This is a genomic window from Lujinxingia sediminis (genome assembly GCF_004005565.1).
Lineage (GTDB): Bacteria > Myxococcota_A > Bradymonadia > Bradymonadales > Bradymonadaceae > Lujinxingia > Lujinxingia sediminis.
Genome location: NZ_SADD01000015.1, coordinates 44,727 through 63,025 on the forward strand (window position 1 = coordinate 44,727; position 18,299 = coordinate 63,025).

General features: G+C 65.9%; 15 protein-coding genes. 13 read left to right on the forward strand and 2 right to left on the reverse strand.

Annotated elements, in window-relative coordinates; translation table 11 throughout:
- Positions 1 to 41 precede the first annotated feature (41 nt).
- The gene (locus EA187_RS18080; RefSeq protein ID WP_127781167.1) at positions 42 to 1,721 is read right to left on the reverse strand and encodes a SulP family inorganic anion transporter; all 1,680 of its coding nucleotides are present in this window, start codon (positions 1,719 to 1,721) and stop codon (positions 42 to 44) included.
- Positions 1,722 to 1,867: 146 nt separating this feature from the next.
- Here EA187_RS18080 and EA187_RS18085 point away from each other — a divergent pair, with 146 nt between their 5' ends.
- The 11 genes from EA187_RS18085 (at position 1,868) to gpt (ending at position 15,097) form a co-directional block, all read left to right on the forward strand.
- The gene (locus EA187_RS18085; protein WP_115607278.1) at positions 1,868 to 2,287 is read left to right on the forward strand and encodes a translation initiation factor; all 420 of its coding nucleotides are present in this window, start codon (positions 1,868 to 1,870) and stop codon (positions 2,285 to 2,287) included.
- A gap of 310 nt (positions 2,288 to 2,597) precedes the next feature.
- Positions 2,598 to 3,596, forward strand: coding sequence for an LLM class flavin-dependent oxidoreductase (locus EA187_RS18090; protein ID WP_115607280.1), 999 nt, complete (start codon positions 2,598 to 2,600; stop codon positions 3,594 to 3,596).
- Positions 3,597 to 3,724: 128 nt separating this feature from the next.
- Positions 3,725 to 4,465 (forward strand): CAP domain-containing protein, encoded by a 741-nt coding sequence (locus tag EA187_RS18095; protein WP_127781168.1) that lies wholly within the window; start codon positions 3,725 to 3,727, stop codon positions 4,463 to 4,465.
- Positions 4,466 to 4,686: 221 nt separating this feature from the next.
- The gene (locus EA187_RS18100) at positions 4,687 to 6,936 is read left to right on the forward strand and encodes an NADP-dependent isocitrate dehydrogenase (RefSeq protein WP_127781169.1); all 2,250 of its coding nucleotides are present in this window, start codon (positions 4,687 to 4,689) and stop codon (positions 6,934 to 6,936) included.
- Positions 6,937 to 7,215: 279 nt separating this feature from the next.
- Positions 7,216 to 8,514 carry a lycopene cyclase family protein gene (locus EA187_RS18105; protein ID WP_164856386.1) on the forward strand — a complete coding sequence of 433 codons (1,299 nt, stop codon included), beginning with the start codon at positions 7,216 to 7,218 and terminating at the stop codon, positions 8,512 to 8,514.
- Positions 8,511 to 9,248, forward strand: a complete 738-nt coding sequence (locus tag EA187_RS18110) for a fatty acid desaturase (protein ID WP_115607286.1) — start codon at positions 8,511 to 8,513, stop codon at positions 9,246 to 9,248. Before EA187_RS18105 ends, EA187_RS18110 begins: the two co-directional genes overlap by 4 nt.
- A 138-nt stretch (positions 9,249 to 9,386) precedes the next feature.
- A complete protein-coding gene (locus EA187_RS18115; protein WP_206524420.1) occupies positions 9,387 to 10,922 on the forward strand; it encodes a phytoene desaturase in 1,536 nt (511 codons plus the stop codon).
- Complete coding sequence (locus tag EA187_RS18120) at positions 10,919 to 11,872, forward strand: phytoene/squalene synthase family protein (RefSeq protein ID WP_127781170.1); 954 nt, start codon at positions 10,919 to 10,921, stop codon at positions 11,870 to 11,872. Before EA187_RS18115 ends, EA187_RS18120 begins: the two co-directional genes overlap by 4 nt.
- Positions 11,869 to 13,056 (forward strand): hypothetical protein, encoded by a 1,188-nt coding sequence (locus EA187_RS18125; RefSeq protein WP_115607290.1) that lies wholly within the window; start codon positions 11,869 to 11,871, stop codon positions 13,054 to 13,056. The genes EA187_RS18120 and EA187_RS18125 overlap by 4 nt, the downstream gene beginning before the upstream one ends.
- The gene (locus EA187_RS18130) at positions 13,053 to 14,540 is read left to right on the forward strand and encodes a phytoene desaturase family protein (protein ID WP_127781171.1); all 1,488 of its coding nucleotides are present in this window, start codon (positions 13,053 to 13,055) and stop codon (positions 14,538 to 14,540) included. Before EA187_RS18125 ends, EA187_RS18130 begins: the two co-directional genes overlap by 4 nt.
- Before the next feature lie 59 nt (positions 14,541 to 14,599).
- A complete protein-coding gene (gpt, locus tag EA187_RS18135) occupies positions 14,600 to 15,097 on the forward strand; it encodes a xanthine phosphoribosyltransferase (RefSeq protein ID WP_115607293.1) in 498 nt (165 codons plus the stop codon).
- Between the two features lie 13 nt (positions 15,098 to 15,110).
- Here gpt and EA187_RS18140 read toward each other — a convergent pair whose 3' ends face one another.
- Complete coding sequence (locus EA187_RS18140; protein WP_127781172.1) at positions 15,111 to 15,647, reverse strand: hypothetical protein; 537 nt, start codon at positions 15,645 to 15,647, stop codon at positions 15,111 to 15,113.
- A 179-nt stretch (positions 15,648 to 15,826) separates the two neighbouring features.
- Here EA187_RS18140 and EA187_RS18145 point away from each other — a divergent pair, with 179 nt between their 5' ends.
- Together EA187_RS18145 and EA187_RS18150 are read left to right on the forward strand one after the other, a co-directional pair.
- Positions 15,827 to 17,467 (forward strand): AMP-binding protein, encoded by a 1,641-nt coding sequence (locus EA187_RS18145; RefSeq protein WP_127781173.1) that lies wholly within the window; start codon positions 15,827 to 15,829, stop codon positions 17,465 to 17,467.
- Between the two features lie 3 nt (positions 17,468 to 17,470).
- Positions 17,471 to 18,274: an AAC(3) family N-acetyltransferase gene (locus EA187_RS18150; RefSeq protein WP_115607299.1), complete on the forward strand. Its 804-nt coding sequence runs from the start codon at positions 17,471 to 17,473 to the stop codon at positions 18,272 to 18,274.
- The last annotated feature ends 25 nt before the right edge of the window (positions 18,275 to 18,299 follow it).

Genomic DNA, 18,299 nt, shown 5'->3' on the forward strand with positions numbered 1-18,299 from the left:
AGAGACGCAAGCCACTGATTTAAAACATAATTTTGCCACAATCACGTTCGAGCAAGCGCCCGCACCGCCTGCTCCACCGAGGTAAAATGCAACATCGAGGCCTGCTCTGCTTCGCTGGCGAGCAGATCCCGCACCTGACCAACATCCCGGGCAATCGCCAGATGCTGCCCCCGCTTGCGAAACTCCCCGGCCAACTCCACCAACATATGCGCCGCGCTCATATCGATGACCGGCATCGACTCCCCGTCCAGGATCACGGCGCCCACCTCCGGGCGCTTCGCCGCCTCACGCAACGCCCGACGCACATGATCGGCGTTCACAAAATAGAGCCCGCTCTCCACCCGAAGAATCACCACCCCCCTGACAGGCTGCGCCCCCGGGTGGCGCGTCAGCTCCCCGAAGGGCGCCTCCTCATCATCCCCCACCCGCCCCAACTCGGCGATATGCGGCCAGCTCGAGCGGTAGAGCATCAGCACCAGCGAGAGGCCCACCCCCACAAGTAACCCCTCCAACACACCGACCAGCACCACGCCCGCAAAGGTCGCCCAGGCCGCAGCCGCATCCGCCCAGACAGCAACCCCGGCCACATGATGGTGACGCGTGGCGCGCACCAACGCTTGCAGACCCTTAAAATCAACGAGCTCCCAGAGAGCGGCGATCACCACCGCCGCCAGGGTCGCCGAAGGAAGGTAGGTAAAGACACCACCGAGCCACAAAAGAGTGATCGCCACCAGAAGCGCCGCAACCAGCCCACTGCGCTGCGTGCGCGCGCCGGCGTCGCGGTTGACCGCACTTTTTGAAAGGCTCCCGTTGACTGCCATTCCCCCCAGCAGGCCCGCCCCCAGGTTGGCCCCCCCCTGGGCGATGAGCTCGGCGTTGCCATCCACCCTCTCGCCAACTGCACGCGCTGCTGCCACGGTCTCGGCAAAACCGATCAGCGCCACCGCCAGCGCCGGCCCGATGAGTTCCCCCCAGCGCTGCGCGCTCAGCCCCGGCAAGCCCACCTCGAGAGGCGTCTGTGAGAGCGCGCCCACCATCACCACCCCCTGCTCACCCAGACCCAGCAACCACGCCCCCCCAACGCTCGCCAGCACAGCCACAATCGCACCGGGCACGCGCGGCGCAAAGCTCCGCAGGCCCAGCATCACCACCAGCGCCCCCACGCCCAGCGCCGCGCTGATACCGTTGAACCAGGCTCCGACATCGCCCCATAGACGCAGCACACCAAAAAAACCGCCGGAGGCATGCTCCGCTCCCAGAAGCACCGGAAGCTGCCCCCAGACCACCGCCAGGCTCAGCCCCACCACAAATCCCTTGAGCACCGGCCGCGAGATCATCGTCACCACAAAGCCCAGACGCAGCAGACCGGCCAGAAGCGCTACCACCCCACCCACGATCGCCAACCCGGCGGTCAACGCCACGGCCTCCTCCGTGTTCACCGGCCCCAACGCGCTCAACATCGCCCCGCTCAACGCCGCCGTCGCCGCCATCGGGCCGACCACCACCTGCGGCGCATGCCCCAGCGCCGCATACACCACCAGCGCCGCCACCGCCGCATAAAGCCCCACCACCGGTGCCACCCCGGCGATCGTGGCATACGCCATCGCCTCGGGCACCATCACCATCCAGAGCGTCATCCCGGCCAGCACGTCGCGCCCCAACGCCTTGTGGCCCCCCTCCCCCTGCCTCAATGTCGGAAACAACCACGCTCGCCACCCCACCGTGCCCCTCCTTACCCCTTGCCCTGCTTCCGCAGCTCTCTACCCCCGAGCATCCCCGAAGCTCCGGCATATGCCCCTTTATTTTCGCCCTGTTCCGCGCCATAACAGTCTCAATGCACCTCCCCCCCTCCCCCCGGAGCGACCCCATGGGCAAGCGCAAAACTTCGAAAAAAATCGCCCCCGACGCCGACGCCAGAGGCTTCGGGCACAACCCCTTCGCCGCCCATTTTGGAGCCTCCCCCCAACCCACCGATTCCCCCCAGAACACCGCCGAATCCTCCACCGAAGCAAGCTCCGGGACCGCCACCCTCGATCTCCATCAACAAAAAAACCTGCACCTGCGTGTGGAGCGCAAAGGGCGCGGCGGTAAAACCGTCACCCTTCTGGGGGGCTTTAAGGCAGGCGCAGGCACCCCGCCCAAAGATGCGCTCGAAGACCTCGTCGGCCAGCTCAAGCGTGCCCTCGGCTGCGGCGCCGCCCTCGAAGACGACACCATCGTGCTGCAGGGCGACCAGCGCGAGCGCGCCGCAAGCTGGCTCAACGCCCGGGGGGCCACCCTTCGCTGACGCAACTCTTCGCTGAGGCTGGAGCTCCTCCGGGAAGATCGCCGCCGCGTCACACCTTGTGGGTCTGGAAACGTTCCGCCTTACCCCGACGCTGAGACGCGGTTGGCGAAACAGACTTCACCTCACGCTGCTCTTTCCCCGTGAGTAGACGTTGATTCCGCTGGATACGAGGTCGCGCGTGACGAAACCGGACACGGCGCACTAAGGCGATGCTCTACCATCGTCGAAGCGCTGCAACGATGTACGCGGTGCTCTCGATGCTGCAGACGCGGTGTCAACGATAACTCACGGCGTAAAAAGGATGACGCACATGATCCCCCTCTCCGTGCTCGATCTGGCGACCGTAAGCTCCGAGATCACCCCCTCCCGGGCTCTGGCTCAGTCGGTAGAACTCATTCAACTCGCCGAAACCCTGGGCTACAAACGCCACTGGGTCGCCGAACACCACGGCATGCGCGGGGTGGCAAGCTCCGCCCCCGAGATCCTCATCGCTCACCTCGCCGCGCATACCTCCACCATTCGCGTGGGCTCGGGCGGCATCATGCTCCCCAACCACGTGCCCCTGCAGGTCGCCGAGCGCTTCCACACCCTGGAAGCCCTGCACCCGGGCCGCATCGACCTGGGCATCGGCCGGGCGCCTGGCACCGATCAGGCCACCCTGCGCGCGCTTCGCGCCTTTGATGCCAACCAGTTCCCCTCCCAGCTCCAGGAGCTGCAGGGGTTGTCCGCCGGCGATCTTCCCGAAGCTCACCCCTTCGCGCACATCCTGGTGATGCCCGACGATGTGCAACTTCCCCCCATCTGGCTTTTGGGCTCCAGCGGCGCCAGCGCAACGATGGCCGGGCAGCTCGGCGTGGGCTACGCCTTTGCCAGCCATTTCAGCCCCACCGACCCGCTCCCCGCCCTCAACGCTTACCGCGACAACTTCACCCCCTCGCCACACTTTGCCGAGCCCCATATCATTGTGGCTGCCGCGGCCATCGTCGCCGACACCGACGAGGAGGCCCAACGCCTGGCAACTTCCTGGGATCTGGCCATGGTGCGCCTTCGCCGCGGCCAGCCCGGCCCCTTTCCCACCCCCGACGAAGCCGCCGCCTACCCCTACACCCCCATGGACCGCCGCCTCATTGAGGGGCATCGCCAGCTGCAGTTCATCGGCACCGCCCGGCATGTCAGCGACGATCTTCGGGCCTTCGCCGAAAAAACCGGCGCCCATGAGCTGATGATCGCCACCTTCACCTCCTCGCACGCCAGTCGCGCCCGCTCTCTGGAGCTGCTGGCCGAGGCCTGGCCTCTCAAGGCCACCTGAGGCGACGTGGAACTTCGGCTGGCCCTCCCCGGAACTCGGAGCATCTTTGATCTATCGAATTCACGATGATGCCCGGCGGCGCCTCCAGGCGCCGCACAGCGGGTGCCCCCTTTCTGGTTGGAGGGTCTATGTTGCGCATCACCTCATCTCGCCCGCTCGTCGCGATGCTTGCACTCGCCGCGCTCATCATGACCCCGGCCTGCAGCAACGACGACGGTCCGCGCCGCGGGGTGCCCACCGGTCGTGACGCCGACGATCCGGGCGACACCGAAGATCGCCGAGATACCGGCGAGCCCGAAGACGCCGAAGATCCCGCAGATACTGGCGATTCGACCGATCCAGAAGATCCTGATGATTCGGCAGATGGCGAGGATGGCGAAGATTCCGTTCATCCCGCCTGGACCACCGCCGAGGCCTTCGAGCTCTACGAGCTCATCATGGCCTACCGCGTCGAAAACGGCCTCCCCGAGATCCCCCTCTCCCCCTCTCTGAGCGCGGTGGCCGACGCCCACGTCGCCGACCTCAACGAGCACCCCGAGACGACCGACGGCGAGTGCAACCTGCACTCCTGGTCCGATCAGGGCAGCTGGACGGCCTGCTGCTACACCCCCGACCACGCCGAAGCCAGCTGCATGTGGGATAAACCCCGCGAGCTCTCCGACTACCCGGGAAACGGCTATGAGATCTCGGCGATGTCCACCTCAATGACCCCGGAAAGCGCCCTGCTACTATGGCAAGAATCCCCGGACCATAACGCCGTACTCCTCAACGAAGACGACTGGTCGACCGCCTGGGGCGCCATCGGCGTCGGCATCGCCGGTCAGTACGCCCACATCTGGTTCGGGCACGAGGCCGACCCCGCCCTCTGAACCTCCATCGATCCCGGGCTTCTCCTTCGGCGAGTTTTCGGCGTGCGCGGGCACAAGTACGCGCCCTGACGCGTTATGGCTGGTGAACATGCCAGACTCTGCGCGTTGACTTCAGCGCGACATCTTTGCCAAAACCCCTGCGTGCACTTGACTCAGGCGCAGCGGTTCACAGGACTTTGCTCGACGCTACGCGCTCCCACATACTCCCTCACGGTGACGCCATGACTCAGAAACCGACCATTATCTACACCAAAACCGACGAAGCCCCGGCTCTGGCCACCTACTCCTTCCTCCCGATTGTGGAGGCCTTTGCGGCCACCGCCGGCGTTCACGTCGAGACCCGCGACATCTCGCTGGCTGCCCGCATCCTGGCCGTCTTCCCCGACCGTCTCACCGCGGATCAAAAGGTCGGCGACCACCTCAAAGAGCTCGGAGAGCTGGCCAAAACGCCGCAGGCCAACATCATCAAGTTGCCCAACATCAGCGCCTCCATTCCCCAGCTCAAGGCGGCCATCGCCGAGCTGCAGGCCGCCGGCTACGACATCCCCGCCTACCCCGAAGATCCGCAGAGCGACGCCGAAAAAGACGCCCGCGCTCGCTACGACCGCGTCAAAGGCAGCGCGGTCAACCCGGTGCTGCGCGAGGGCAACTCCGACCGCCGCGCCCCCAAAGCCGTCAAAGAATACGCCCGTAAGCACCCCCATTCGATGGGCGAGTGGACGAACACCTCGAAGAGCCACGTGGCGACGATGAGCGCGGGCGACTTTCGCCATACTGAGCTCTCCCTGACCCTCGACGCCCCCACCGAGGCGAAGATCGTGTTGACCGCCGACGACGGCCAGCCCTTCGTCCTCAAAGAGTCCCTTCCTCTGCAGGCAGGCGAGGTCATCGACGCCTCGGTGATGCAGCGCGAAGAGCTTCTGAACTTCCTCGATGCTCAGGTCGAAGACGCCAACGAGCAAGGCGTGCTCTTCAGCCTGCATATGAAGGCCACCATGATGAAGGTCTCCGACCCCATCATCTTCGGCCACGCCGTGCGCACCTACTTCAAAGATGTGTTCGCCAAACACCAGGGCACCTTTGAGGAGCTTGGCGTCGATGTGAACAACGGCCTGGGCGATCTTCTCGCGAAGATCAAAACTCTGCCCGACGACCAGCAGGCCGAGATCGAAGCCGACCTCAAAAAAGCCTACGAGCAGGGCCCCGACATCGCCATGGTCGACTCCGACCGCGGCATCACCAACCTGCACGTGCCCAGCGACGTGATCATCGACGCGTCGATGCCCGCCATGATCCGCACCTCCGGCCAGATGTGGAACGCCGAGGGCAAGACCCAGGACGCCAAGGCGGTCATCCCCGACTCCAGCTACGCGGCGGTCTATCAGGAGGTCATCGACTTCTGCAAAACCCACGGCGCACTCGACCCGCGCACCATGGGCAGCGTCCCCAACGTGGGCCTGATGGCGCAGAAGGCTGAGGAGTACGGCTCCCACGACAAGACCTTTGAGATCGATCGCGCCGGCGTGGTCCGCGTTGTCGATGCCGAGGGCAACACCCTGACCGAGCACCGCGTGCAGCCGGGCGACATCTGGCGGATGTGCCAGACCAAAGACGCCCCCATCCAGGACTGGGTCAAACTGGCCGTGGCCCGCGCCCGCGCCACCGGCGCCCCGGCGATCTTCTGGCTCGACGAAGATCGTCCCCACGACGCTCGCCTCATCGCCAAGGTCAACACCTACCTCAAAGACCACGACACCAGCGGGCTGGACATCCGCATCCTGTCCCCGCAGCAGGCCACCCGCGTGAGCCTGGAGCGCATCAAAGAAGGCCAGGACACCATCTCGGTGACCGGCAACGTGCTGCGCGACTACCTCACCGACCTCTTCCCCATCCTGGAAGTCGGCACCAGCGCGAAGATGCTCTCGATCGTGCCCCTGATGGCCGGCGGCGGCCTCTTTGAGACGGGCGCCGGGGGCTCCGCACCCAAGCACGTCCAGCAGTTCAACAAGGTCAACTACCTGCGCTGGGACTCGCTCGGGGAGTTTCTGGCCCTGGGCGTGAGCTTTGAGCACCTGGCCGACGCCTTCGGCGTGGAGCGCGCCCGCGTCCTGGGCGAAACCCTCGATGAGGCCACCACCGCCTACCTGATGAACAACAAGGGCCCGGCCCGTAAGGTGGGGCAGATCGACAACCGCGGCTCCCACTTCTACCTGGCTCTCTACTGGGCTCAGGCTCTGGCCCGCCAGAAGCGCGACGCCCAACTCGCCGAGCGCTTTGGCCTGGTCGCCGAAGAGCTGGCCGCCAACGAAGAGGCGATCATCAACGAGCTCCTCGCCGTGCAGGGCGAGTCGATCGATATCGGCGGATACTACTTCCCCAACGAAGAGTTGGCCGCGCGCGCGATGCGCCCCAGCTCCACGCTCAACACCATCATCGCTGGCATTACCCAGCCGGTGGCCGCCGAGGCGTAAGCCTCAGCGGCAGCCAGCACACGTCCACAAACGCCTGATCTATAAGGCTTTTTCAACACCTTAAAGCGTTTGCATCTGATGAGGGCGCGGTCCGAGAGGACCGCGCCCTCACGGGTTTTGGGGCATCCAGCGCAAGCTCCCATCCTCCCGGCGCACCTCATCAGAACCGATCGACGGGAGTAGCTTGACGCCTGACGATCCGTTTCGATGCTTCGTCTCTGCCCGGACGTTCAGTCCCGGCCACCGCCCCCTCGTCGACGGCTGTATCGGAGCATCCCCGTGACCTCATCCTTTCCCATCGTTGTTGTCGGTGCCGGCCCTGCCGGCTTGTGGCTGGCCGCGCATCTGGCGCGCCGCGGCGTGGAGCTCGCAGTGATCGACCCGCAGCTCGACGCCCCCTGGCCCAACACCTACGGGGTCTGGCGCGATGAGCTTGAGGGCCTGGAGATCGAGGTGCCAACGGCTGCCACCTTCAACGAGGCCAGCGTCTGGCTTCACCCCGAGAACCCCACGCTCCTGGAGCGGGCGTACGTACGTGTTGACCCGCAGGCGTTTCGCCAGCGCCTGCTCGACGAGCTGCGCAGCCGCGGCGCCACGCTCATCAGCGAGGCCGCAAGCAGCGTGTCGCACGATAGCGAGGACGCCCCACTTCGCCTGACCCTGGAGGGAGGTCGCAACCTCGACGTACGAGCGATCGTCGACGCTACCGGCCGCGGGGTTTTGAGGCATCGCGCCGCGGCGGCGGTCGGTGCAGATCCAACGCCACCCGAAGCGCCGGGGGTGCAAAGCGCGCTGGGGTGGCTGGCCCGCTTTGAGCGCGACCCGCTCGAAGGCCACCCCTTCGTCATGATGGATTTTCGGCCCCCACCGACCTCCGAGGCCCATAAAATCCCGACCTTTCTCTACGGCATGCACCTTGGCGAGGATCTCTACTTTGTCGAAGAGACCGCCCTCGTCACCCGCAAGCCTCTCTCATTCGAGGAGCTCGAAGTTCGCCTGCGGGCCCGCCTTAACGCCCGCGACGCCCTCCCCACCGAGATCCTGGAAGTCGAACGCTGCCTCATCCCCATGGGGGGCGATCCGCCCTCGCTTGACGCACATGTCCCTCCCATCATCGCCTTCGGCGCGGCCGCCGGTTTTGTGCACCCGGCCACCGGCTACTCCCTGGCCCACACCCTGCGCACAGGCGCGCCCCTGGCCGACCTTTTGGCCGACGCGCTCGCCAGCGACGCAGCCCCGGCCGACATCGCCCGCAGCTCCCTGAAGTTGCTCTGGCCCGCCCCCGCGCGCCGCTCCCGCGCCCTCTACGCGCTCGGACAGGAAGCCGTGTTGGCGATGAACACCGCCCGTCTCACAGGCTTCTTCACATCCTTCTTCGCCCTGCCCGACGCCGACTGGTGGGGCTATATGGCCGCCACACTCCCCCCTTCGCAGCTGGCTGCGGTGATGTGGCGCGTCTTCGGGCAGGCCTCCAACCCGCTCCGCCTGCACCTGGCTCGCCATGCCCTGCGTGTCGCTCCGAAGACCCTTCAAACCATGTTCAATTCATCTTCAAAAGAAGGAGGTTACATCTCATGACCTCCCTTCACCGCCCTGCATACCACACCACCCGAGGGCTTCTGAGCGCCGCGATCATCATCGCATTATGGGCACTCACACTCACCACAGCCTTAGGGGTTCCCCTCGCCATAACGCCTGCCGCAGCACTCACCACACTGGCGCTTGTGGCCCTTCAGACCTTCCTGTACACGGGCCTCTTCATCACCGCTCACGATGCGATGCACCGCACCGTTGCGCCGCGCTTCCCCCGCCTGAATCACGCCATCGGCCGACTGGCGGTTCTGCTCTACGCACTCTTCTCCTACGCCAGACTGCTCAAAAGCCATCATCAGCACCACGCCCACCCGGCCTCCGAGGATGACCCGGACTTTCATGACGGCGAACACCCCGATCCGGCGCGCTGGTACCTGAACTTCTTAAAAGGCTACGTCAGCGTCGGGCAGCTCGTGGGCATGGCGATCGTCTTCAACATCCTGCACCACCTCGTCGGCGTTGCCCTCCCCAACCTGCTGATCTTCTGGGTGCTGCCCTCGCTCTTGAGCACCCTGCAGCTCTTCTACTTCGGCACCTACCTTCCCCACCGTGCCCCGACCGACGGCTACACCGACCACCATCGGGCGAGCTCCAACGACTTCGCCCCCTGGCTCTCGTTTCTGACCTGCTACCACTTTGGCTACCACTGGGAGCATCACGAGCGCCCCGACATCCCCTGGTGGGATCTGCCACGTATGCGTCACGTTCAGCGTCTTTAAAAAAGTTATTCAAAACCTGTTCAGAATACTTGAACAGGTCTGAGCGGTGTACACACTCCAAACGCTGACGCATCTCCCGCTGCCACGGGCGTCGTCTTTATTGACTATCTGACCACCCTTGCACCTCGGAGCATCACCGTGTCCACACCCTCCCCAGTTATCGTCATCGGTTCGGGCTTCGGCGGCATCTCGGCGGCCATTCGCCTGCGCGCCATGGGCTACCCGGTCACCCTGCTCGAAGCCCGCGACCAGCCCGGCGGCCGCGCCAGCGTGTTCAAACGCGACGGCTATACCTTCGATGCCGGTCCCACCGTGATTACCGCCCCCTACCTCTTCGACGAGCTCTTTGAGCTGGTAGGCCGCGACATCAACGACTTTGTCGAGATGATGCCCGTCGACCCCTTCTACCGCATCACCTTCACCGACGGCTCGGAGTTCGACTACGTCGGCGACGAAGACCGCCTCCTCTCGCAAATCGCCGAGTTCAACCTCGACGATGTTGAGGGCTACAAACGCCTGGCCGAGCACTCTCGCAAGATCTTCGACGTGGGCTACACCCAGCTCGCCGACCAGCCCTTCGACACCATCATGGACATGATGCGGGTCGTCCCGGACATGATGAAGCTGGAGAACTACCGCTCGGTCTACAGCCTGGTGGCCAAGTACATCAAAGATGACCGCCTGCGGCAGGTCTTCACCTTCCAGCCCCTTCTGGTGGGCGGAAACCCCTTCAACGTCACCTCGATTTACCTGCTCATCCACTGGCTGGAGCGCAAGTGGGGCGTGCACTTCGCAAAAGGCGGCACCACCGCGATCGTCGACGGGCTGATGCGCCTGCTCGACGAGATCGGCGTAGAGGTTCGCTTCAACACCCCGGTCGCCGAGATCGAGGTTGAGGGCGGCAAGGCAAAAGCCGTGCGCACCGAATCCGGCGAGCGCATTGCGTGCCAGTTTGTGGTCAGCAACGCCGACCCGTCGATGACCTATAAGAAGATGATCGCGCCGGAGCATCGCAGCAAAAACTCCGACCGCCGCGTCGAGCGCGTCAAACAGTCGATGGGTCTCTTTGTGGGCTTCTTCGGCACCGACAAAAAGTACGAGGACATCAAGCACCACACCATCGTGCTCGGGCCGCGCTACAAGGGACTTCTCGACGATATTTTCAATAAGAAGGTCCTGGCCGACGACTTCTCCCTCTACCTGCACCGCCCCACCGCTACCGATCCCTCGCTGGCGCCCGAGGGCCACGACTGCTTCTACGTGCTCAGCCCGGTGCCCAACAATGAGAGCGGCATCGACTGGGAGGCCCAGGGCCCCGAGTACATGGAGCGCATCCTCAAAAGCCTGGAAGAGCGCCATATGCCGGGACTTCGCGAGCATATCACCACGCAGTTCTGGACCAGCCCGAACTACTTCCAGCACGAACTTCGCTCGGCCAGCGGAGCGGGCTTTGGCCCGGAGCCGCGTCTTACGCAGTCGGCCTGGTTCCGTTACCATAACCGCTCCGAAGACGTTGAAGGGCTCTATTTTGTCGGTGCAGGCGTGCACCCGGGCGCTGGCCTGCCCGGCGTGCTGACCTCTTCCAAAGTGCTTGAAAAGATCGTGCCCGCGCAAAACCCCGCCGACCACCTGCCCATCCCCACAGCCTCCTCCCGGAGAAAGGTATCCGCATGAGCGCCGCACCCCGCTCTCAGCTCTCCACCTCCACCGACCTGGTGCGCGCCCATGAGCAGATCCTGGCGGTGGGGTCGCGCTCCTTTCGGCTGGCCTCCTATTTTCTTCCGGTGGACTGCCGCGGCGATGCAGCCCACCTCTACGCGCTCTGCCGCCTGATCGACGACACGGCCGATGAGGCCGTGACCCCTCAAGCGGCCCGGCACGGGCTCGATGAGCTGCGTCGAGAGCTGCGCCGGGCGCGGCCGGCGCGCCCCCTGGTCGCGGCTTTTTTGCAGATGGCCGAGCGCCGCGCGCTCGACCTGAACTACGTCTTCGAGCTGATCGAAGGCGTCGAGAGCGATCTTGGCGAAGTCTGCTTTGAGAGCGACGCCGACCTGCTGCGTTACGCGTACCGGGTGGCCGGCACCGTGGGCGTGATGATGTGCGCGGTGCTCGATGTGCGCGATCCGCGCGCCATCGCCCACGCCATCGACCTGGGCGTGGGCATGCAGCTGACCAACATCTGCCGCGATGTGCTCGAAGACGCGCGCATGGGCCGCATCTACATACCCACTCGCCGCCTGGAGGCTCGCGGCATCCGCGCGGAGCACCTGCTGGAGGAACGCGTCAACACCGACGCGCTCTCGGAGGTGGTCACCGACCTGCTCGACCTGGCCGAGCATTATTACCTCAGTGGCGAGGCGGGCATGATCTACATTCCGACCCGCTCCAGAGCGGCGATCATGGTCGCCAGCCGCGTCTACCACGCCATCGGCGAAAAGCTGCGCGCCCGCGGCGCAAACCCCATGCTCGGGCGCACGGTGGTCGCTCCCCTCGCGCGTCTCTGGTTTGCCGCTCGGGGATGCGTCGCCTGGCTGGGCACCCTCGGCAGCCCTGGCGAGAGGTTGCCTTCACACAACACCGATCTTCACCGCGAGCTGCGCGGACTTCCGGGTATTCAGTCATGAGCAACCTCCTGCACCTCTCTCCGGCCGGAAGCGGCGTCCACCCCGATCTTCTCAAAAGCGCCGGCGGTTTTGCCTGGTGGTACCTCGATCTGATCGACGAGCAGGGCGATGGGCTGGTCTGCATCTGGAGCTTCGGGCTGCCCTTCTTACCGGGCTACGCCAGCGCCTCGCGCCGCGGTCAACCCCAGCTCCCCGAACACCGCCCCAGCCTCAACCTGGCGAGCTTTAAGGGCGGCAAACTCGACTTCTACGTCCTCCAGGAGTTCGAGCCCGAGGAGGTCTTCTGGGACGCCGCCGCCGAGGGCGATCGCTGGACCTTCGGACAGAGCACGCTCGAGAGCATCCAGGATGGCGAGGAGCGCCGGGTAAAACTCGACCTGCATCTGCGCATGCCCGACGGCCAGATCGCCACCGCCCTCATGGAGGCCCGGGGGCTGGCGGTGCATCATTCCGGCCAAAAGCCCGATGCGGCCCACCGCATCATCGATCCGCTCCCCGATCACGACTGGGTGCCGCTTCTCTGCAACGCCCGCGCAAGCGCCACCCTGCACGCCCACGGTCAAACCTCGACCTTTGAGGGGCGGGTCTACCACGACCGCAACGGGGGTCAGCGCCCGATGCACGAGCTGGGCATCGACGTGTGGACCTGGGGGCGGCTGGCGTTCCCTTCCCGCGAGCTGATCTACTACGTGCTGCATCCCACCGACGCCTCCCGACCGGCGCAAACCCTGGTGCTGGAGATCGACGCCGGGGGTCAGGCCCGCCTGGTTCCAGATCTTCAGCTGCGCGAGCGCCGTCCTGCCAAAAACCTCGGTGGGCTGCGCTGGTGGCCCGAGCAGGTGCTTGAGCGCGAGGGCCAGGCCGTCATCACCATCGACAACCGCCAGCGCCTCGACAGCGGACCTTTTTACATTCGCTCTGCGGCCGACGCCCGTGATCTCGAGCGAGATGAGTCAGCCCGAGGCATCAGCGAGGTCTGCGACCCGGCCCGCATCGATCTCGACATTCACCGCCCCCTTGTGCGCATGCGCGTCATGCAGAACACGCGTCCCAACTCCATGTGGCTTCCCCTCTTCACCGGCCCGCGTCAGGGGCGAGTGAGCCGGTTGGTGACAAGTTTCCTGCCGGGCGTAAACGCCGCACAGCAGGAGCAGCCCGCACCTCGCACCAGGGAGCAACGATGAGCGCCTCAAACGAACGGGTCATCATCGTAGGTGCCGGCATGGGCGGGCTCGCCAGCGCCCTGCGCCTGAGCGCGCAACCCGGCCTGGAGGTGCTCGTGCTCGACGCGCTCAGCGGCCCCGGCGGCAAAGTCGGCACCGCTCACCATCAGGGCGTGGGCTTTGATACCGGCCCCAGCGTGCTCACGATGCCCGACGTACTTCACGAGCTCTTTGCCTCGGCCGATCTTCGCCTCGAAGATCACCTCAGGCTCGTGCACCCCGAACACCTCTTTCGCTACATCTACCGCGATCTTTCGCTCGATGTGCACGTCGACCCGGCCGACACCTCAGCCTCAATCGCCGCAGCTCTGGGGCGAGACGCCGCCGATGATTTTGAAAGCTTTCTGGCCTACTGCCGCCGCATCTGGGAGGCGGCCGCCCCCAACTTCGTGATGGGCCCGGCTCCCTCGCTGGGCGGCGTCTTGAAGCTCGGGTTTTCGGCGCTCGCGAAGATGCGCGCCGTCGACCCGATGCGCACCATGAAGGGCGCCATCGACGCACAGATCCGCTCGCCGCACCTGCGCGATCTTTTCTACCGCTACGCCACTTATAACGGCTCCGATCCGCGCCAGGCCCCGGCCACGCTGAACTGCATCGCCTGGGTGGAGCTCGGCATGGGTTGCTACGGCGTCGAGGGCGGCATGCGTCAGCTCGCCCGGGCCCTGCACCGGGCCGCCGAGCACAAAGGCGCGCGCTTTGCCTTTGAGAGCCCCGTTGAGCGCATTGAGACCACCTCCGAGGGCTTTGAGCTTCTGGTGCGTGGAGAACGCCTCAAGGCCGATCGGGTCATCATCAACGCCGACGTCGCCCACCTCGTCGCCGATCTTCTTCCTCCCCATACTCCCCACGGTCTCCAGCCCGACCCCACCCCTTCGATGTCCGGCTACACCGCGCTTTTCAAAGCTCGACGACGCTCCGATAGCCAGCGCGCCGCCCACCAGGTGCTCTTCCCACAGAGCGCGTATCTGGAAGAATTCGTCGACATCTTCGACCACAATCGCCCCCCGCGTGAGCCCACCATCTACCTCTGCGCCCAGGAAAAGGCGCACCGGGCCCAGGGCTGGGAGGATCATGAGCCCGTCTTCGCCATGACCAACGCCCCGGCCACCGCCCCCGACGGCAGCACCGGCGTGGACTGGAAGACGCACACCTCCTTTGTCACCGAGCGCCTCATCGGCGCGGGGCTCATCGACGCCGACGACACCCCGGTCTGGACGCGCACCCCCGAAGACCTCGCCAACACCTTTGTGGGAAGCCGCGGCAGCATCTACGGAGCGGCCTCCAACTCCAAATTTGCCGCGTTCAAGCGTCCGCCCAACCGCGCCCCCGGGCTCAACGGCCTCTACCTTGCCAGCGGAAGCGCCCACCCCGGCGGCGGCGTGCCCCTTTGTCTGCAATCCGGACGACAGGCCGCCGAAGCGCTGCTGGTCGACCGGGGCTGCTGAGTGCTAAAGATCTCCGGCAGCACCTTCTCTAACCCCTCACCTGCTGCCTGGAGATGCCCATGAGCGCCGCCTACAATCAGGACTTTTTCGTCTCCTGGGAAGAACTGCACCGCGATACCCGCCAGCTCTGCGCGATGCTGATGGATGATGCATCCTACCCCTTCGAGGGCATCATCGCCGTGACCCGTGGCGGCCTCATCCCGGCGGCCATCGTCGCCCGCGAGCTCGACATTCGGCTCATCGACACCGTCTGCATCGCCAGCTACGAGGGCACCGAGGCGCAGGAGCGCTCCGAGAGTCTTCGGGTCATCAAGAGGGCTGCCGGCGATGGCACGGGCATGCTTCTGGTCGACGACCTTGTAGATACGGGGGCCACCGCTCACAAGCTGCGCGAGATGCTCCCGGGCGCCACCTTCGCCACCGTCTACGCCAAACCCGAGGGGCGCCCGCTCGTTGACCATTGCGTGCGCACCGTCACCCAGGACACCTGGATTCGCTTCCCCTGGGATATGGAGCTGCACTTTTCAACGCCGCTGGTGGAGCGACGCGGCCAGTAGCGAGCCTGAAGCCCTACTCCCCCCGCTCCACAAACGCCACCACCGCCTCGCCAACCCGCACCGTGGGCACCTCCTCGCTGCGCCAGCGTTCCAAGAGATCATCGAGTTCCCCGGCGACCGCCTCCACCCGCTCCACCTCGGCGCTGCGCCCGACGCTCACGTACATCTGGCGCAGGCGCTTGAGCCATTTCTTGAGCGCCACGGCCTGTCCCACAGTCAACCCGGCGGCCAGCACCTCCCCGTCGACCACCAGCGCGCGGGTCTGTCCGTCGCCCCACCCGCCGAGCGTTACCTCAAGGTCGGCCACCTCCACCGCCTGCCGCCTCAAGCTCTCCCATTCCACGCGTTCCCGCGCGAGCGCTTTTGCCTTCTTATCTTTCTTAACCTTCCCCTTTTTCTCCTTATCTTTCGCAATCTTAACAGACACAGCCGACACCTCAGCAGCGTCCTCACCGAGCTCCGGCTGCTGACGGGCAAAGAGCTTGAGGCGTTTTTTAAACGATTTTCCCAGATGTTCAGCGCGGTGGGTGAGCACATCGATGGTGAGCATGGCGGCGTTCTCCAACAGTGGGTCAAGGGGCTAAAAATCTGCGAAAACTCTGCGGGTTAGAACCTTTCCACCCCGAAGCCTGCGTCTACTTTTTTAGCGTACGACGCCATGAGCAGCACGGCACATCATCACGGCATGGCGCACCGCACACACAGCTTCCGATATCCCGGGGGGGACCCATGGCATCGTTGCTTCGCGGCTTTGTGCGAGCCGCACAGCTTCATTGCACACGCACAGCTTTACGCCTTGAAGGGGAGAGTTTCACCTACGAAGCGCTGGCCGCTTTGGCCGGGGCGATCGCCGCCCGGGTCAAGGCCAACGCCCCTGGCGAGACGCCCATTCTTGGAGTGTACGCCACCCACAGTTTAAGCGCCTACGCCGGCGCGCTGGCTGCCCCGGGCTGCGCCCGCACGCTGCTGGCGCTTGACCCTTACGATCCGCCCCGGCGCATCAACGCCATCCTGGCGCATAGCGGCGTGGAGGCCCTGGTGGTGGGCGCGGAGGCCGCCGACCGCCTCGACGGCCTGCTGGAAGCCAGCGGCCGCCCGCTGCTCATCCTCACCCCGGAGCTCGACGAGCTGCGCGGGCTGGCCGCACGTCATCGCCGCCACCGCTTCGTCGACGCCCGCGCGCTGGCCCAATGCAGCGCCGAGCTTGAGGCCCCGGCGATGCCCGGCCGCCCCGCCTTTCTCACCTACGTGGGCGGCGCGCAGCGACCGCGTCCTCTAAGCCTCAGCCATCAGGGGCTTGTGCATTATATCGACCAGGTCACGCGCAGCCTCGATCTCGATCCCGACGATCGCGTCTCGCAGATCTTCGATCTGCGCCTGAGTCAATCTCTGCACGACATCTTCTCGACCTGGCAGGCCGGCGCCACGCTGGTGGCGTTGGGGCGAAGCGAGCGCCGCCTGCTCGGCCAGCGCATCCGCTCCCATCGCCTCACGCGTCTGGCCGGATGGCCGGCGCTGGCCGCCGGGCTCTGGCGCACCGGCGAGCTCGGAGACGGGGGTTTTGCCGACCTGCGCTCCTCCATCTTTTTCGGGGCGCCCCTGGACGCCGACCTCGCCCACGCCTGGCAGCAGGCCGCCCCCCGAAGCCTCATCACCTCGATGTGGGGACCGCCTCAGGCCGGACCGGCGCTGGCGACACGCGCCCTCAATGGCCGCAACATAACCACAAAAAAGACCAACAAAAACACCACCTTGCACACGAAGGACACCAAAAGCAACGACGCCGAACGCCTCACCCTCTTCGACGCCCATATGGCTGCCACCATCACCCACGAGCTCCGGGCCAACGCCCCTGGCGAGCCCGGCGAGCTGGTGGTCAGCGGCCCTCAGGTCCCCTGCGGCACGTCGCCGGATTCCACCCGCGCGCCCCTGGTGGAGCTCGACTCGGCCACCTCGGAGGCACGCGCCGCACTACCCTCGCGCTGGCTGCGCACCGGCCACAACGCGCGCATCCTCGAAGGCGGCCAGATCGAGCTTGGCGAGCGCCTCGACGACCAGATCTACCTGGGCGGCGAGCTCGTCGACTTGAGCGAAATCGACCTCGCCCTGCAGCAGGCCTGCGGCCACCGCCACGTCGCGGTGGTGCCCTGGCCCCGCGACACCGCCTGGCCTGCGGGCCTTATCGCGCTGGTCGTCGCCAGCGCCGACCAACCCCTCGACGTGCAGGCCATCCTGGCCGCCTGCCGCCGACAGCTCCCCACCCACCTCGTCCCCGATCGGGTGCTCCCGGTGCGTGAGCTTGCGCGCCTGAGCTGCGGCACGCCCGATCGCGACGCCATCGCCCGTCACCTCGAAAACGAGCGGAGCTGAGCCGTGCACACCCTCACGCTGAATCACCTGCGACACGCACTCAGCGCCTTAGGCCTGGGGCCGGCGGAGCTCCTTCTGCTCCACCTCGACCTGCTCGCTGCCGGCCACCTGCGCGATTGCCCGCTCCACGAACTGCCCTCGCGTTACTACGCCGCGTTGCGCCAGCTCACCGGCACCCGCGCTACCTTCGTCACCTCCAGCTACTCGCCGGCATTCGCCGCCGGCACCCCTTTTGACCGCCAGCTCACACCCACCGCCGCGCCCTTCAACGAGTACCTGCGCCGACTTCCCCGCGCCCACCGCTCCTCGCATGCCCTGCAATCGCTCTGCGCCGAGGGGCCGCTCGCCCACACCTTATGCGCCCGAGATACCCCCGGGGCCTTCGGCCCCGGCTCGGCCTTCGACACCCTTCTGGCCCTCAACGCCCGCGCCCTCTTCATCGGCCTCGACCTCCAGCACTCACCCCTTTTGCACATCGCCGAAGCCCGCGCCCGCGTGCCCTACCTCGACCTGCGCGAGATCGAGGGCCCCTGTATCGACCAGGGCTTAAGCATGGAGCGGCGTTTTCTCTTTCAGCAGCGCCGCCTGCCCCAATCCATCACCCTCTCCACCATCACCCTCTCCCAGACCCTGCACGCCCGCGGCCACCTGCACGTGGTTCCCTTCGGCCGCACCCGACTCACGCTGGTCGACGCCTCGCGCCTGGTCGACACCGCCACCGAACTGCTGCTGGCCGACCCCCACGCCCTCCTGCGCTCGCGACCACCGCCGCCCCCCGGTCCCACACCACCGCCGGCGCCCCCTTAAGCGTCCACACACCTCTAACTTCCGA

What these genes read in the sequence shown, in the direction of transcription:
- EA187_RS18125 (WP_115607290.1), top strand. Translation starts at nt 11,869, where the DNA reads ATGAGCAACCTCCTGCACCTCTCTCCGGCCGGAAGCGGCGTCCACCCC.
- EA187_RS18095 (WP_127781168.1), top strand. Translation starts at nt 3,725, where the DNA reads ATGTTGCGCATCACCTCATCTCGCCCGCTCGTCGCGATGCTTGCACTC.
- EA187_RS18140 (WP_127781172.1), bottom strand. Translation starts at nt 15,647, where the DNA reads ATGCTCACCATCGATGTGCTCACCCACCGCGCTGAACATCTGGGAAAA.
- EA187_RS18100 (WP_127781169.1), top strand. Translation starts at nt 4,687, where the DNA reads ATGACTCAGAAACCGACCATTATCTACACCAAAACCGACGAAGCCCCG.
- EA187_RS18090 (WP_115607280.1), top strand. Translation starts at nt 2,598, where the DNA reads ATGATCCCCCTCTCCGTGCTCGATCTGGCGACCGTAAGCTCCGAGATC.
- EA187_RS18130 (WP_127781171.1), top strand. Translation starts at nt 13,053, where the DNA reads ATGAGCGCCTCAAACGAACGGGTCATCATCGTAGGTGCCGGCATGGGC.
- EA187_RS18145 (WP_127781173.1), top strand. Translation starts at nt 15,827, where the DNA reads ATGGCATCGTTGCTTCGCGGCTTTGTGCGAGCCGCACAGCTTCATTGC.
- EA187_RS18085 (WP_115607278.1), top strand. Translation starts at nt 1,868, where the DNA reads ATGGGCAAGCGCAAAACTTCGAAAAAAATCGCCCCCGACGCCGACGCC.
- EA187_RS18120 (WP_127781170.1), top strand. Translation starts at nt 10,919, where the DNA reads ATGAGCGCCGCACCCCGCTCTCAGCTCTCCACCTCCACCGACCTGGTG.
- EA187_RS18110 (WP_115607286.1), top strand. Translation starts at nt 8,511, where the DNA reads ATGACCTCCCTTCACCGCCCTGCATACCACACCACCCGAGGGCTTCTG.
- gpt (WP_115607293.1), top strand. Translation starts at nt 14,600, where the DNA reads ATGAGCGCCGCCTACAATCAGGACTTTTTCGTCTCCTGGGAAGAACTG.